16 protein-coding genes are annotated in these 14,981 nt (G+C 67.2%); 9 read left to right on the plus strand and 7 right to left on the minus strand.

What is annotated here, in order from left to right:
- Positions 1-9: 9 nt before the first annotated feature.
- Positions 10-747, minus strand: coding sequence for an SHOCT domain-containing protein (locus KXD97_RS27285; RefSeq protein ID WP_260753986.1), 738 nt, complete (start codon positions 745-747; stop codon positions 10-12).
- Positions 748-823: 76 nt separating this feature from the next.
- Here KXD97_RS27285 and KXD97_RS27290 point away from each other — a divergent pair, with 76 nt between their 5' ends.
- Complete coding sequence (locus KXD97_RS27290; protein ID WP_260753990.1) at positions 824-1,906, plus strand: class I SAM-dependent methyltransferase; 1,083 nt, start codon at positions 824-826, stop codon at positions 1,904-1,906.
- Here KXD97_RS27290 and KXD97_RS27295 read toward each other — a convergent pair.
- Complete coding sequence (locus KXD97_RS27295) at positions 1,903-2,973, minus strand: dihydrodipicolinate reductase (RefSeq protein WP_260753992.1); 1,071 nt, start codon at positions 2,971-2,973, stop codon at positions 1,903-1,905. The genes KXD97_RS27290 and KXD97_RS27295 overlap by 4 nt on opposite strands.
- Positions 2,974-2,985: 12 nt before the next feature.
- The gene (locus KXD97_RS27300) at positions 2,986-3,504 is read right to left on the minus strand and encodes a hypothetical protein (RefSeq protein WP_260753994.1); all 519 of its coding nucleotides are present in this window, start codon (positions 3,502-3,504) and stop codon (positions 2,986-2,988) included.
- Between the two features lie 121 nt (positions 3,505-3,625).
- Between KXD97_RS27300 and KXD97_RS27305 the strand changes: the two genes are divergently transcribed.
- From KXD97_RS27305 to KXD97_RS27325, 5 genes are read left to right on the plus strand one after another with little or no spacing between them, the layout of a single operon-like run.
- Entirely contained in the window at positions 3,626-5,173 is a 1,548-nt protein-coding gene (locus KXD97_RS27305) for an ABC transporter substrate-binding protein (protein WP_260753995.1), read from the plus strand.
- Between the two features lie 5 nt (positions 5,174-5,178).
- Positions 5,179-6,126, plus strand: a complete 948-nt coding sequence (locus KXD97_RS27310) for an ABC transporter permease (RefSeq protein WP_260758177.1) — start codon at positions 5,179-5,181, stop codon at positions 6,124-6,126.
- Complete coding sequence (locus KXD97_RS27315) at positions 6,123-7,007, plus strand: ABC transporter permease (RefSeq protein ID WP_260753997.1); 885 nt, start codon at positions 6,123-6,125, stop codon at positions 7,005-7,007. Before KXD97_RS27310 ends, KXD97_RS27315 begins: the two co-directional genes overlap by 4 nt.
- Positions 7,004-8,611 carry an ABC transporter ATP-binding protein gene (locus tag KXD97_RS27320; protein ID WP_260753999.1) on the plus strand — a complete coding sequence of 536 codons (1,608 nt, stop codon included), beginning with the start codon at positions 7,004-7,006 and terminating at the stop codon, positions 8,609-8,611. Before KXD97_RS27315 ends, KXD97_RS27320 begins: the two co-directional genes overlap by 4 nt.
- A 31-nt stretch (positions 8,612-8,642) precedes the next feature.
- A complete protein-coding gene (locus KXD97_RS27325) occupies positions 8,643-9,383 on the plus strand; it encodes an SDR family NAD(P)-dependent oxidoreductase (protein ID WP_260754001.1) in 741 nt (246 codons plus the stop codon).
- Positions 9,384-9,401: 18 nt separating this feature from the next.
- Here KXD97_RS27325 and KXD97_RS27330 read toward each other — a convergent pair whose 3' ends face one another.
- Together KXD97_RS27330 and KXD97_RS27335 are read right to left on the minus strand one after the other, a co-directional pair.
- The gene (locus tag KXD97_RS27330) at positions 9,402-10,826 is read right to left on the minus strand and encodes an HNH endonuclease signature motif containing protein (RefSeq protein ID WP_260754003.1); all 1,425 of its coding nucleotides are present in this window, start codon (positions 10,824-10,826) and stop codon (positions 9,402-9,404) included.
- 77 nt (positions 10,827-10,903) lie between these two features.
- Positions 10,904-11,293, minus strand: coding sequence for a hypothetical protein (locus KXD97_RS27335; protein WP_260754005.1), 390 nt, complete (start codon positions 11,291-11,293; stop codon positions 10,904-10,906).
- Between the two features lie 20 nt (positions 11,294-11,313).
- Here KXD97_RS27335 and KXD97_RS27340 point away from each other — a divergent pair, with 20 nt between their 5' ends.
- The 3 genes from KXD97_RS27340 (at position 11,314) to KXD97_RS27350 (ending at position 12,834) form a co-directional block, all read left to right on the plus strand.
- Positions 11,314-11,550, plus strand: coding sequence for a hypothetical protein (locus KXD97_RS27340; protein WP_260754008.1), 237 nt, complete (start codon positions 11,314-11,316; stop codon positions 11,548-11,550).
- A 7-nt stretch (positions 11,551-11,557) separates the two neighbouring features.
- Positions 11,558-11,683, plus strand: coding sequence for a hypothetical protein (locus tag KXD97_RS27345; protein ID WP_260754009.1), 126 nt, complete (start codon positions 11,558-11,560; stop codon positions 11,681-11,683).
- Positions 11,684-11,964: 281 nt separating this feature from the next.
- Positions 11,965-12,834, plus strand: a complete 870-nt coding sequence (locus tag KXD97_RS27350; protein WP_260754013.1) for a hypothetical protein — start codon at positions 11,965-11,967, stop codon at positions 12,832-12,834.
- A 3-nt stretch (positions 12,835-12,837) separates the two neighbouring features.
- Here KXD97_RS27350 and KXD97_RS27355 read toward each other — a convergent pair whose 3' ends face one another.
- The gene (locus KXD97_RS27355) at positions 12,838-13,911 is read right to left on the minus strand and encodes a dihydrodipicolinate reductase (protein WP_260754014.1); all 1,074 of its coding nucleotides are present in this window, start codon (positions 13,909-13,911) and stop codon (positions 12,838-12,840) included.
- A gap of 16 nt (positions 13,912-13,927) precedes the next feature.
- Complete coding sequence (locus tag KXD97_RS27360) at positions 13,928-14,956, minus strand: Rieske (2Fe-2S) protein (RefSeq protein ID WP_260754015.1); 1,029 nt, start codon at positions 14,954-14,956, stop codon at positions 13,928-13,930.
- Between the last annotated feature and the right edge of the window lie 25 nt (positions 14,957-14,981).

Consider the following 14,981-nt stretch of genomic DNA (forward strand, 5'->3'; position numbering starts at 1 on the left):
CAGGAGCCGTCAACCCTCCAGGATGCGGCGCTTTTCGGCTTCGAACTCCTGCTCGGTGAGCACACCGGAGTCCCGCAGCGCCGCCAGTGTTTTCAGCTGCTCGAGGCGGATCCGCTGATCGCTGGGCTGGTAGGAGGACACCGGCGGCGGCAGCGGCCCGGGCCAGCTCGGCTCGTCGAGGTTGACCGGACCCGGCAGCGGTCGCGGTGTGCGCCCGGCCCGTGAGGACCACACCACCGCGAGCGCGAGCCCGACCACGCCGGCGACGAACACCGCGCCGAACGTCCCCGGCAACCAGCCCGCCGAGGTGTCGCGACCGAAGGCCATCCGCGGGTCGATGTAACCTCTGACCTCGCCGTCGGTCTGGATCTCGTAGACACCGTCGGCGGGAATCCGGGCGATCCAGATACGGACGCGGACGTCGTTGTTGACCGAGGTGGTCGAGCTCATCGTCTCGGTCACCACGGGTTCGGGGCCGCCGTCGGCGGACGTGATGGCCAGCCGCAACGGGGGCACAGGGAAACCGCCGTCGGTCCCGCCGGGCGCGCGGGTGTGGAAACTGACGGTCACCTCCCCCGCCGGCAGCGTCAACTGTCCGGTTCCCGGGATCGGGATCTGCCCATAGGCATCGAACTCGTCATAGACGAACGCGTTGAGCATCAGGGTCACGAGGAAGCCGACCGCCCCGCAAACCGTCGCGAGGATGGTCACGGTGAGCGCGACACGCGGCCCGACCCGACCTGTCATGCGCAGAGTTTCGCACAGCTACGCGGGGGCCCGCCTTCTGCGGCGCGACGGCATGCCGAGGACTACCGTTCCGGTCATGGCGGAATCCAGCATCGTGGTGCGCCCTGAGCCGAAGGACAGCGACTCCTACAGTGCCTCGTCGCGCCTGCAGGGCGCCGGACTGAAGCCGGCCATCGCCGTCTTCGAGCGTGCGGCGGCCGCGGTGCCGCTACCGAGGCCAGGCCAGCCGATCGTGATCGCCGACTACGGCGCGGCCAACGGCCTGAACTCGCTGCTGCCGATCGGTGCGGCGATCGCGGTGTTGCGCAAGCGAACCCGTCCGGAGCATTCGGTGCTGGTGGCCCACACCGACCGGCCGGACAACGACTTCACCGAGCTGTTTCACACCCTGGAGAACGACCCGGACACCTACCTGAACAAGGACAAGGCCACCTTCGTCTCGGCGATAGGCCGGTCGTTCTACTCCCAGATTCTGCCGTCGGACAGCGTGCACCTGGGCTGGAGTTCATGGGCGATCGACTGGTTGACCCGCGTCCCGTGCGGCATCGACGGTCACATCCACGCGAATTTCTGTTCTGACGAGTTGGTGCGCGCGGCGTACGCACGGCAGGGTGCTCATGACTGGCACGAGTTCGTCGCGTTCCGCGGCCGGGAGCTGAGCCCGGGTGGCCGGCTCGTGGTGATGACGACGGCGATGGGCGACGACGGCGATCACGGTTTCCGGCTGCTGATGTCGGCCCTGCTCGACGCCCTCGACGAGCTGGCCGGCAGCGGCCTGCTGACCGCCGACGAGGTGGCGCGGATGTGCATCCCGACCGTGGTCCGCCGCGCGGCCGACTTCGCGGCGCCGTTCGCCCCGTCGGGCCGTTTCGAACGGCTCGAGATCGAGCACCTGGAGATCTTCGACGCCACCGACCGGTTCTGGGAGAAATACCGGATCGACGGCGATGCAAGAGCTTTCGGAGCACGCTGGGCCGCCTTTGCGCGGGCGGCGTTGTTCGCCTCACTCGCGCATGCACTGGAGAACCGGGCCGCCGAGCGCGTCGGCGAATTCTTCGACCGGCTGGAGAAGGGCGCCGCCGAGCGGATCGCGGCGGCGCCGGAGCAGACCCGGATACCGCTGGCCCACGTGGTCCTGTTCAAGCGGCCCAAGGCCTAACGGATCGTTCCGACTCCGGGGATCAGCGGCAGGTCCAGTGCGGTGACCCAGCCGGGTGAGCGGTCGTTGACCGCCGGCACCGCGTTCAGCGCGCGCAGGCCCGTCGCCAGGCATCCGGCCGCCGCGGCGTCTCGCCCCGAACCGTCGGTGAACCGGAACGCGGTCTCCTGGAAGATGCTGGGCGTGCCCTCGATGTCGACGCGGTACACGTCATTCTCGTTGCCCGCCGGCCAGTCCGGTGCGGCATCGTTGCCGATCCGGTTCACGTGCTCGAGCTGGATGCGGGTCTCACCCCGGTACACCCCGTTGACGGTGAAGCGGACGGCGGCGACGTTGCCCGGCGCGATGACCCCTTTGGCGGTCTTGCGCTCCTCGGGCGTCACCCACTTCTCCCACGTCGTGGTGATGTCGTCGAGCATGATCCCGGCAGCGTGGGCGATCATCGGAACCGTGGCGCCCCAGGCGAATACCAGGATGTCCGGATTCTCCAGCATCGCCCGGTACTCGGGCAGTCTGCCGATGCCCATCTCGCGGTCGTAGTCGCCTTCGTAGTTGGTGTAGTCGAGCAGTTCGGAGGCGCGCACGCGACGGACCTCCGAGCACAGGCCCATCAGCGTCATCGGGAACAGGTCGTTGGCGAATCCGGGGTCGATGCCGGTGGTGAAGCACGACGACTCTCCGAGCTCACACGCCACAGTGATCGGCTCGATCCAGTTGGGCGGGTTCAGGTGCATGGTCGGCCAGATCCACGGCGTCATCGCGGTCGAGCACACATCGATGCCGGCCCGCAGGAAGCGGGTGATCAGCTTGATGTTGGCCTCGGCGTGCGCGGCGGTCGGACCGTAGTGCACCAGCGCGTCGGGTGACAGGTCGATCAGCGCGTCGACGTCGTCGGTGGCGATCACCCCGACGTCGCGGCCCAGCCCGCAGAGCTCGCCGACGTCACGGCCCACCTTGTCTGGATTGCTCACACCGACGCCGACAAGCTCGAACTGCGGATGCTTGACGACCTCGGCGATCACCATCCGGCCGACGAACCCGGTCCCCCAGATCACCACTCGCTTCATCGCGCCGCTCCTCTAGAAGCAGCGCCGCAGGCCGCCGGGCTCACAGATCAACGGATACCGGTCGACCGGGATCGGCAGCGGTTCCTTGTAGGAGAGCGTGAACGGGGTCTCGATGATCCCCGGCGCCATCCCGCAGTTGCCGGTGTGGGTGATCTTGCGCGTGCCCGACATCGTGACATCGTCGAACCGGATGACCTCCACCGTCGGCGCCCAGCTGCCGTCCGGGCACTGCATGCCCTCCTTCTTCGGGGTGGTGAACCCCCACACACCGCCGACCAGCACCGCGTCACCTCCGGTCAGGCCCGACGACGGGGTGACGTGCAGCCGGCAGCCGACCGGCAGGTAGAGCGGTTCCCGCAGGTCACCGACCACCGGCACACACGACGGAAAGATGGTCCACGTACCGGACTGCCCTTCGGAGGTGTAGTTGTAGACACCCTCCATCACGTTGGCCGCCTGGGCCGGGCCGGAGAATCCCACGGCGGCACCGGCGAGAACGACGACCGCGGCCACACCGCGCAGCAGCTTCATGCCCCGCAGTATTTCAGCCGTCGGTGGACAAAGTCACGGATTTGTCGGGTGCCGGGTTTTGCCCGCGGGGCGCCCGGGTAGAAGACCGGCACTGCAGACTCGAGTTCCGGGGTGGTTGCATATGGCGAGGACGGCGGTGCGCACCGCTGTTCTCGCCATATGTGCGCTGCTGGTCGCCGTCACCGGTTGCTCGACCGGACAGCGCGTCGACCTCGGCCAGGGCACCGCCGGCGCCCTGGTGGCGGCGATCGCCGGCGAACCCGATCAACTCGACCCCCACAAGACCACGGCGTACTTCTCGTTCGAGGTGCTGGAGAACGTGTTCGACACGCTCGTCGAACCTGACGAGAACCTCCGGATGCGGCCCGCGCTGGCCGAGGCGTGGGAGGTCAGTCCGGACCAGCTGACATGGACGTTCCGGATGCGTCCCGGCGTGACGTTCCACGACGGCACTGTGCTGACCGCCGACGACGTGGTGTTCTCCTACCGGCGCATCATCGACGAGCAGCTGGCCAACTCGGACAAGTTCAGCTCGGTGCGCGCCGTCGAGGCCCCCGACCCGGCCACCGTGGTGATCCGCGTGGACCGCCCCACGCCGAACATGCTGACCAACCTCGGTGGCTTCAAAGGCATGGCGATCGTGTCGCGCGCCAACGTCGAGAGCGGGCGGATCGCCACCCACCCGGTCGGGACCGGGCCGTTCCGATTCCTCGGCCAGAAGAGCGGCGACTCGATCTCGCTGGGCGCCAACCCCGACTACTGGGATGGACCGCCAGGCGTCTCCGGCGTCACGTTCCGGTTCATCTCCGAACCGTCGACGGCGTTGTCGGCGCTGCAGGCCGGTGAGGTGGACTGGACCGACTCGGTGCCGCCGCAGCGGGTGGCCCAGCTGCGCGACGACGATTCCGTCGAACTGGCGGTCACCCCGAGCAACGACTACTGGTATCTGGCGCTCAACGAGGCGCGCGAGCCGTGGAACGACGTGCGGGTGCGGCAGGCGATCGCCTACGCCGTCGACCGCGACGCGATCGTGCAGGCGACCAGCTACGGAACCGCGGCGGTGAACCAGCTCGCGATCCCCGAGGGCAATCCGTGGTTCACCGCGTATGACAGGTATCGCGAGGACGGCGAGGCAGGTCTCGACACCGCCCGCAGCCTGCTCGACGCGGCGGGTGCGCGGCCCACCAGCCTCGACATGCTCGTCACCACCGAATACCCGGAGACCGTGACGGCAGCGCAGATCATCGCCGACAACCTTGCGCCGCTTGGCATCACGGTGAACATCCGCACCGTCGACTTCGCCACCTGGCTCGACGAGCAGAACTCGGGCAACTTCGACATGCTGATGATGGGATGGCTGGGCAACATCGATCCGGACGACTTCTACTACGCCCAGCACCACACCGACGGCACCAGCAACGCGCAGAAATTCTCCGACCCCGAGGTCGACCGGCTGCTCGACGCCGGCCGCGTCGAGACCGACGAAGCCGCGCGCAAAGACGCGTACGCCAAGGCCGCGACGCTGATCGCCGACCAGGTCAGCTACATCTACCTCTACAACCCCTCGGTCATCCAGGCGTGGAACCCGCAACTGTCGGGATACGAGGCGCGCCGTGACGGTGCGGTCCGGTTCCGCACGGCAACATTCGACACCGGCGGGGGTGCGTGACCGTGATGATCGTGAGGTTCGTCGCGCGCCGGCTGCTGTACTCGGCGATCGTGTTGTTCGGCGTGCTGATCGTCGTTTTCGCGCTCGTACACCTGGTGCCCGGTGATCCGGTGCGCATCGCACTCGGCACCCGCTACACCCCCGAGGCCTACGAAGCACTGCGCGCCGCAAGCGGTCTCGACCGTCCGCTGGTGTCGCAGTTCTTCGGCTACCTCGGCTCGGCGCTGACCGGCGACCTCGGGGTCAGCTTCCGCAACGGCGACCCTGTCACCACGACGCTGTTGGAGCGGCTGCCGGCCACGCTGTCGCTCGGACTCGTCGGCATCGTCATCGCGCTGGCGATCGCGCTGCCCGCCGGCATCTACGCCGCGCTGCGGGAAGGCAGGCTCAGCGATGCGCTGGTCCGCATCGGCAGCCAGTTCGGGGTGTCGATCCCGGACTTCTGGATGGGCATCCTGTTGATCGCGTTGTTCTCGACGGTCTTGGGGTGGCTGCCGACGTCGGGCTACCGGCCGCTGTTCGAGGACCCCGCGGGGTGGCTGCGTCACGTGATCCTGCCCGGGCTGACCGTGGGTGTGGTGGCGGCGGCGATCATGACCCGCTATGTGCGCTCGGCGGTGTTGGAGGTCGCCGCAATGGGCTACGTCCGTACAGCCCGCTCCAAAGGACTTTCCCCGCGGGTCGTGACCTTCCGGCACACGGTGCGCAACGCGCTGGTGCCGATCCTGACCATCACCGGTATCCAGTTGGCCACCCTGCTGGGCGGCGTGATCGTCGTCGAGGTGGTGTTCGCGTGGCCCGGCCTGGGACGGCTGGTGTTCAACGCGGTGGCGGCCCGCGACTACCCGCTGATCCAGGGCGCGGTGCTGCTGATCGCGGCACTGTTCCTGGCGATCAACCTGCTCGTCGACGTGCTGTACGCCGTTGTGGACCCGAGGATCCGATTGGGATGACGAGCACCGGACCGGACAGCACCCGCACCTCGTCGTGGCGGCTGCTCGCACGTAACCCGGTCACGCTGATCTGTGCGCTCGTGCTGATCGTCGTGGCGATCGTCGCGGTGGCGGCGAACTGGATCGCCCCTTACGGCGTCAACGACGTCGACGTGCCGAATGCCCTTGCCCCGCCCAGTGGTTCGCACTGGTTCGGCACTGACGAGTTGGGTCGCGACGTGTTGTCGCGGGTGCTGGTGGCAATTCAGGCGTCGATGCGGATCGCGGTCATCAGCGTGGTGCTCGCCATGGTCGTCGGTGTCGCGGTCGGGCTGATCGCCGGATACCGGGGCGGCTGGCTGGACACAGTGCTGATGCGGGTGGTGGACGTGATGTTCGCGTTCCCGGTGCTTCTGCTCGCGCTCGCGGTGGTCGCGATCCTCGGCCCGGGCGTGACGACGACGATCCTGGCGATCGCGATCGTGTACACGCCGATCTTCGCGCGGGTTTCGCGTGCCAGCACGCTCGGGGTGCGTACCGAACCGTACGTGTCGGCGTCGAAGGCCCTCGGCACCGGCGACGTGTACATCCTGCGGCGGCACATTCTGCCGAACATCGCGGGCCCACTGATCGTGCAGACGTCGCTGTCGCTGGCGTTCGCGATTCTGTCCGAGGCCGCGTTGTCGTTCCTGGGCCTCGGGATTCAGCCTCCGCAGCCGTCGCTGGGCAGGATGATCTTCGATTCGCAGGGGTTCGTGACGATGGCGTGGTGGATGGCGGTGTTCCCCGGGGCGGCGATCTTCGTGATCGTGTTGGCGTTCAACCTGTTCGGCGACGGGCTGCGCGATGTGCTGGATCCCAGACAGCGCACCACCGTCGAGGCCCGCAGGAGGGAGCCATGACGGTGCTGAGCGTGCAGGACCTTCGGGTGCGCATCGGCGCCCGCTCCATCGTCGACGGGGTGTCCTTCGACGTCGCCCGCGAGCAGACCGTCGGCATCGTCGGCGAGTCGGGCTCGGGCAAGACGATGACCGTGCTCGCCGCCACCGGCCTGCTGGACGCGCCGGGCGCCCGCGTCTCCGGCTCAAGCACCTTGACCGGCGGGGCCGAGCCCGTGCAGTTGGTCGGCGCGGCGCCGCGGGTGCTGCGTGGTGTGCACGGGGCGCGGATCGGGTTCGTCTTCCAGGATCCGGGGACGTCGTTGAACCCGCTGCTGACGCTGGAACGTCAGATCACCGAATCGCTGGAGACACACCGCAATCTGACCCGGCGGGCGGCCCAGGACCGCGCGCTGGAACTGCTGGAGGCCGTCGGGCTGCCCGACCCGCAGATGCGTCTGCACGCCTATCCGCACCAGCTCTCCGGCGGGCAGCGCCAGCGGGTGATGATCGCGATCGCGCTGGCGTGTGACCCCGAGCTCCTGATCGCCGACGAGCCGACCACCGCGCTCGACGTCACCACCCAGGCGCAGATCATCGAGCTGGTGCGCACCCTGCAGTGCGACTTCGGCACCGCGGTGGTGTGGATCAGCCACGATCTCGGGGTGATCGGCCAGGTCGCCGACGAGGTGACGGTGATGCGGGGCGGGGTGACCGTCGAGCAGGCGCCGATCCTGGACGTGTTCGACCGGCCCCGCGACGAGTACACCCGCGATCTGCTCGCGGCGCGGCCCGTACTCGACCGGGCAGGCCCGCCGGCGGTCCCTGATGCGGAGCCTCTGCTCGCAGTCGACGGCCTCGACGTCCGGTTCACGGTGAGCACCCCGGTCGGGCGGTCAACGGTGCATGCGGTCAAGGACGTGTCGTTCCGCGTGCGGCGCGGCACCACGTTGGGCCTGGTGGGCGAATCCGGTTCGGGCAAGTCCACGGTCGCGGCCTGCCTGACCGGCCTGGTGAAACCGGATGCGGGCACCGCGACGTTGGCCGGCGACGATGTGCTGACGGTCAAAGGTGCTGCGGCCAAACAGATCAGGCGCCGGGTCGGGATCGTGTTCCAGGATCCGTTCTCGTCGCTGAATCCTCGTGGCCGTATCGGTGATTCGATCGCCGAGCCGCTCGTGGTGCACAAGCTCGCCGACGGACGACAGGCCAGACGGCAACGGGTCGCGGAGCTGCTCGATCTGGTCGGGCTGCCGACCGAGTTCGCGCAGCGGTATCCGCACGAGCTCTCCGGTGGGCAACGGCAGCGGGTGAGTATCGCCCGCGCACTGGCCGCCGAACCGGATCTGCTGATTCTCGATGAGGCAACGGCGTCGCTGGACGTGTCGGTGCAGGCACGCGTGTTGGACCTGTTGTCACGGCTGCAACGCGAACTCGGACTGACGTATCTGCTGATCGGGCATGACCTCGCGGTGATCCGGCAGGTCAGCCACGAAGTGCTGGTGATGCGCGACGGTGCGGTGGTCGAGAACCGCCCCGCCGACGACCTGTTCGCCTCACCGGAGCAGGAGTACACGAGGGCGCTGCTGGCCGCGGTCCCACCGGTGAAACCCCGCTCCGCCGTGTGAGGTTCGGCGGGCCCGTGAGAAAGTCGGGGGCATGAGTCAACTGAGCGGCAAGGTCGCATTGGTCACGGGGGCGTCGGCGGGTCTGGGGGCGGCGACGGCGACGTTGTTCGCCGAACGCGGCGCGACGGTGTTCGGCATCGCGCGCGACGCGTCGCGCATGGCCGAGGTGTTCGCCGACATTCCCGGCGCCGCCTTCTCGTCGGTGGACATCACCTCGGCGGCCGCGTGCGCGCAGGCGGTGCAGGACTGTGTCGACCGATTCGGCCGGCTCGACGTGCTCGCCAACATCGCCGGCTTCCACAAGATGCGGCACACGGTGTCGATGACCGACGACGACTGGGCGACCGACTTGTCGGTGAACCTCCACGGCCCGTTCTTCCTGTGCCGCGCGGCGCTGCCGCACCTGCTGGAGTCGGGCGGCAACATCGTCAACGTCGCATCGATCGCGGGTGTGGAGGGTGAGGTGTACTCGGCCGGCTACTGCGCGGCCAAACACGGGCTGATCGGGTTGACGCGTGCGCTGGCCGTCGAATTCACCAAGGAGCGGCTGCGGGTCAACGCGATCTGTCCGGGTGGCATGCCGACCGCCCAGACCACCGAATTCAAGGCGCCCGACAACGCCGACTGGGATCTGATCATGCGGATCGCGTCCCCGCGCGGCTTCATGGCGACCGAGGACGTGGCGAAGACGATCGCGTTCCTGGCCAGTGACGACGCCGCGGCGATTCACGGCGCGGTGTACCGCGTCGACAACGGCAAGGGCGCCGGCTGACCCGGTGAACGGTGCCACTCAGAACGGCGGCGGTTCGTAGGTGGCGGCGAGCCACGCCTGATGCTGGCGTTCACGTTCGGCGTTGATCTCGATACGCTGTCGGCGTTCACGGGCGATGCGGGCCTGCCGTTCCTGCTCGCGGGTTCTGGTCCGTCGCGGCATCATCGCCGCCTTGTCCGGCGCCTCCGCGGGCACGTCAACATCGGGCAGGGCCGCCGACGGTGTCGCCAAGGTCGGAAACAACAGTCCGCCAAGCGGTTCGGTGACATAGACATGCCCAGTCGGTGCGGTCAGCACGACCGTGCCGTCACGGCGCTGCTCGTCACGCCAGCCGTACACCCCGGTGAGGAACGTCTTGATCACGTGATGGGTACGGCAGTAATGCTTGAGCCCTGAGGCATGCGTGACCCCGAACGGCCACCGCGTCGTATGGTCGACATCGCAGCGCTCCACCGGGGCGTCGCAACCCGGGAACCGGCAGGTCAAATCCCGCCACTGCAGGAAATCCTTCAACCCGGCCGAGGGCCGATACCCCTTCTCCGGTGCGGCGGCAGGCAATCGCACCGGCGTGAGCTTCGCCGTCTTGGCCGCGGCACGAACCTCCTCGGCCGGCAGCACCCCGAACCCCGACAGGTATCCCGCCCTATCGCCGTCTCCGTCCACCGTGGCCTGCTCGGCAAGGATGTGGATGACCACCTGCACCGCGGACTCCCGCAGCACCCCCGCCGCGCAATCCTGGGCGCCGCACTCACAAATCAGGCTCGACTCCCCACGCCCCAACGCCCCCGCCGCGTCGGCCCGCAGATTGTTGTGCGAGCGCGGGTCATTACCGCACACCGTGGCAGCGATCGCCTCCAGACGCTGATCCAGCGCCGCGGCATCGCGGGCATTGAGCACTCCCCCGGCAAAGGCCATCCCCGGCACATCCGGTGTCACATCAAAGTAGCGGTTGTCCTTGGCCACCGGCGGCACCCGCACCGCAGCCGGATCGAAATCGGCCACATACAGATCCACCCGGTCCCGAAGCTTGTTCTTGGACAACCGCATCCACCGCGACAACCTCGCAGCGATGGCTTCATCCAGAGCGCCGATCACGTCGTCCTCAACGTTCTCGGTGCGGGTCAGCACCGTCTGCACCATGCGGAAATCGACATCGCCACGGGCGAACGCTTCGGCGACCTTGGGCAACCGGGTGTACAACGACACCGCCATCTGCACCTGGTTCCTGGACCGAGACCGGCTGATGTTCTGCGCGGCCGACACCTCAGCCGCCACCGCCTCATACACGTCGGTGTGATGAAAGCCGGCATCGGCGTAATCACGCTGGCGACAGTGGAACAACACAGCCACAGCTTCAAGCCGCTGCGCGATCGCCGCCGACTCGGCACGCGCCGCCGAACCCATCGCCTCGATAAGCTCCCGCGACTCGACACCCTCGAACATACCTTCGATTATGGCAGGCAGCACTGACACGATGACGCACCAAAATCCGCGACCCCCGCCCCGCGGCGAGCTCAGGATTACTGAATCAGGAACCGCTGCAGCATCTCTCGTTCGGCTACCGGATCGTCCACCGGCCAGAACAACAGCGTCAGCACCACACGCACGATCCACTGCGCGGCCTGCGGATCGTCGTCGTCGATACCGGTCAGTTCGGCCGCCAGCGCGGGCGGGACCGCCGACCGGCCGATCCACGTCAACTCCCCCTTACGCGTCGAGTTCAGCAATGTCTGGCAGCCGATCGGGTCAGTCCGGATCCGTTCCAGCGCAATCACAATCGCCGTCACGGTACGCTCAGCGCCGCTGAGACCGGCCACGGCGGAGCGCATCATCGCGATGCCTCGAGGCAGAGCCGTGGAATGGATGGCTGCGGTGGCCAACCGGATCTGGGCGTGGGCGTATGCCAGCACCCAGGTGCTCCAAGGGGCGAGTGGACGAACCCACACTGGCCGGCGCAGGCACCGCCGCCATGGAGCTAGCGGCATACATTGCCGACAAGCTGGCCCAGTCAGCCGAGAATCCGCGCGACAATCTGCTCGGCGATCTTGCCACCGCCTGCCCCATCAGACAATTGGAGATGCTGACAGCTCAGGTCATGCTGGTCACCCTGTTCAGCGCAGGCACCGCCCTGATCGGGTCGGCAACGCGCCGCGCTGGCGCGGCGTGAGGCGAAGGTGGTCATCGAGCACCTGCTGCGGCACACCGCGCTGATCGAGTCGGGCGGGCCTGCCCGGTGGTTGCCCAGCCTGCTGGTGCGACGACTTGACGAGCTTCCCCTGACACTGCGCAGTCTTCCTTGAAAGTGCTCGCAGCAACCCTTAAAGCCGAAACACAGCAAAGACACTGACCCTTTCGATGGGCACACGATGGTGCTACATTGCCCTCACCGGAGACATCCAAACTGGGGGAACTCATGGGTCTTCACCTGCAATCGGGCGCCGCGCTGGCGGTGGCAGCACTCGCCGGAGCCACCATCATGGCTACACCTATCGCCCCACCGAGACCGGTAGCCAGCAATTTAGATACTGACGCAGCTGTCAATCTGACCGCGTCGTCACGGCCGCTGTACCCATGGCCCTGGGTGTTCGCTCCGGAAGCGACCGCGTCCCACCGCGACGGCTCGCAGGCCGCGGCCCCGACGATCGCGGACGACGACACGCTCTCGACCGCGGACCGGATCGACGAGGACTTCATCGACTTCCGCACCGACGTGCGCACCGTGTTCACCCCGTTCGCCAACCAGCTCGGCTACGTCGGTAAGCAGCTCTACGTCGGGTTCAACTTCGTCGAGAGCATCTCGGCGAGTGCGGTTTTCAACGGCACCGACGTCCTTCGCGGCGAGGGATTCTTCACGAATCTGGGTGACTTCGCCCGTGATGTCGTCCTCGCCGCCGTCTGGGTTGTCGCCGACGAGCTCTATCTCCATGTCCCGGGACTGCCGCCGATCGTGGTTCTACCTGACCGCCCGCCGTCTGAGTATGTCCCCGGATGGCGGCGTCCGCTGCCTCCGCAGCCGGGCCGCGATCTCGTCGTCCCGGTTCCTTACGTTCCGCCGACCGACGGTTCCGCAGAGGCTTCCGCGGACGTGGTCACGGCCGACGATGACGCGACAGCGGGAACCGACGACAGCGCGGCACCAGAGGACGACGCAATCGACGAATCGGCCGATTCAGCAGCGGTAGAGGGTGATTCCGTGGCCGCGGGATTCACCAACGCCGAGAAGCAGAACGAGGACACGGCCGGTGCCGCCCCGGCTGGGACCGAGGACGCAGGCCAGACGTCCGCCGGGGAGCCGGCGGACGAATCGGCCGAGGAGACGGCTGAAGGGACGGCGGAGGAGACCACCGAAAACAACGACGCCGACGACTCCGACGACGAGCAGACCACCGAGACCACCGCGCGAAACACCGAGACCGACAACCGGGGCTCCGCCGCCACCACGGAGGAGTAGTGTCTACAGCTTGAACCGTCCGGCAAAGCCGCGCAGCGGCAGATCGGCCGAGGTGATGATGCCCGGCCGGGCGGCCACCACCGACGAGATCGCGCTCAACGCAGGCATTCCGGTGACGGTCATGCCGATCGAGGCGAAGTTCGCGGGGTCTGACAGATCGACGCCGGGCTTCGGGAAGATCATGTGCTTGTTGTAGATGTTCGGGTCGCCCTTGATCGCAGTGATGTAGCAGCCCTTGATATCCCAGCTCGGATCGGTGTGCGGGGTCATCTGCCATTCCAGGTGCGTCTCGACGCGGGGCACGCCGTCGACCATGCCCTGGTACTTGATGTAGTTGCCGCCCAACGATCCCTTGGGCAATTGGTACCAGCCGAGATCGACGTCCTTGGTGCAGGCGCCGAGCTCATAACTGAACTTCACCTCATCGAGGGTCAGATCGAAGCAGTCGGCCATCATGTACACACTGTCGGCGAACACACGGGTGTACTTCTCCAGCTTTCCCGGGATCTCCGGGTCGTCGGCGGGCTGCCCGTAACCGACCTCGATCCAGGTGTCCTTGGAGTGGTGGCAGGACACATCCACCGACTCGATGGTGGTGACGTTCTCGATCTCGGAGACGTCGGCGGAGCACACCACCCCCAGGATCTGGTTCAGGCCCGGGTTCATGCCGGTGCCGTAGAACGTGGAACCGCCCTTCTCGCAGGCTTCTTGGAGCAACTGGCTGACCGGCTTACCGGACGGGTGCGGGTGATTGCGGTCGCGGTGCCAGCCGGTGATCCAGTCGGCGGTGGTGACGATGTTGATGCCGGCCTCGAGCACCTTGACGTAGAGGTCCTCGTCCGGGAAAACCCCGTGGAAGGTCAGCACGTCGGGCTTGGCCGCGACGATCTCCTCGACCGATCCGGTGGCGATGACGCCGTTGGGCGCCAGGCCGGCCAGCTCACCGGCGTCCCTGCCCACCTTCTCGGGCGAGTAGCAGTGCACCCCGATCAGTTCGAGATCGGGCCGGTCGGCGATTCGCTTGATCATCTCGGAGCCGACGTTGCCGGTGGCAACCTGGAAAACCTTGATCGTCATGGCAGCCTTTCAGATGTCAGAGTGCGGCTTTGGCGGCCAGCTCGGCGGCGCTGCCGCCTCTGCCGTCGGGATAGAACTTCTTGGCCCACTCGCGGATAGCGGTGAACCCTTCCAGTTCGGAACTCGCCAGCGCCGGCGGATCCGAATAGCGTTGGTGCGCCCAGATGTGGATGTCCTGGCGGAACTGACGGATCACCTCCGTGCCAAATTCCTCGGCCTTGACCCGGGCGCGCTCGGGGTCGCGCACCTCCCCCTTCGGTCTGCCGATGTAGACCATGAACCGCACGTCGGAGGTGGACTCGTCGACGGGCGTGATCGCCGAGATCGTGCGGTTGTCGATCATCCCCCAGCTCTTGGTCACCGCGATGCCGAGTCCGCCGTTGATGGCCTCGACACCGCTGTTGACGTCCTCGATGCGCTGACCGTCGTCGCCTTCGAAGGTGATGGTGAAGTCGACATAGGAGATCGGCTCGTCGAAGTCGTGGCGGGTGAAGATCGGATTGAGGGGTGTGCCGTGCACGTACTTGAAATGCGCGAAGTCGACGCCGTTTTCGAGCACGTACTGCGGGTGCATCTCCAGGCCCTGTTCGAACAACCGCTGCTGCGGGTAGTAGTCTTCGACACCCGAGCCGTCCTTGAAGTCCGCGAAGACATCCGGGGCGTCGAAGAACGGCTCGCGGTTCTCGATGTCGTGCCAGATGTACACCGACTCGTTGCGCTCCACCACCGGGTAGGTCTTGATGCGACGGCCCCGGTTGGGTCGCTCCTCGTACGGGATACAGACGTTGCGGCCCTGCTGATTCCACTGCCAGCCGTGGAACGGGCACTGCAGCACCTCGCCCTGCACGGTACCGCCGAAACCGAGATGCGCCCCGAGGTGTTCACAGTAGGCGTTCATCACGGTGATCTGGCCGGATTCCGAACGCCAGGCGACCATCTCCTGGTCGAAGTACTTCATCGTGTGGACGTCGCCGATGCCGATCTCGTCGGACCAGGCGACCTGAAACCAGCCGGTCGGCTTCATCGACAGAGGCGGTTTGGCCATGCGGTGAGGATAGAACAGCGGACGA

It is taken from the genome of Mycobacterium sp. SMC-8 (assembly GCF_025263565.1).
GTDB lineage: Bacteria > Actinomycetota > Actinomycetes > Mycobacteriales > Mycobacteriaceae > Mycobacterium.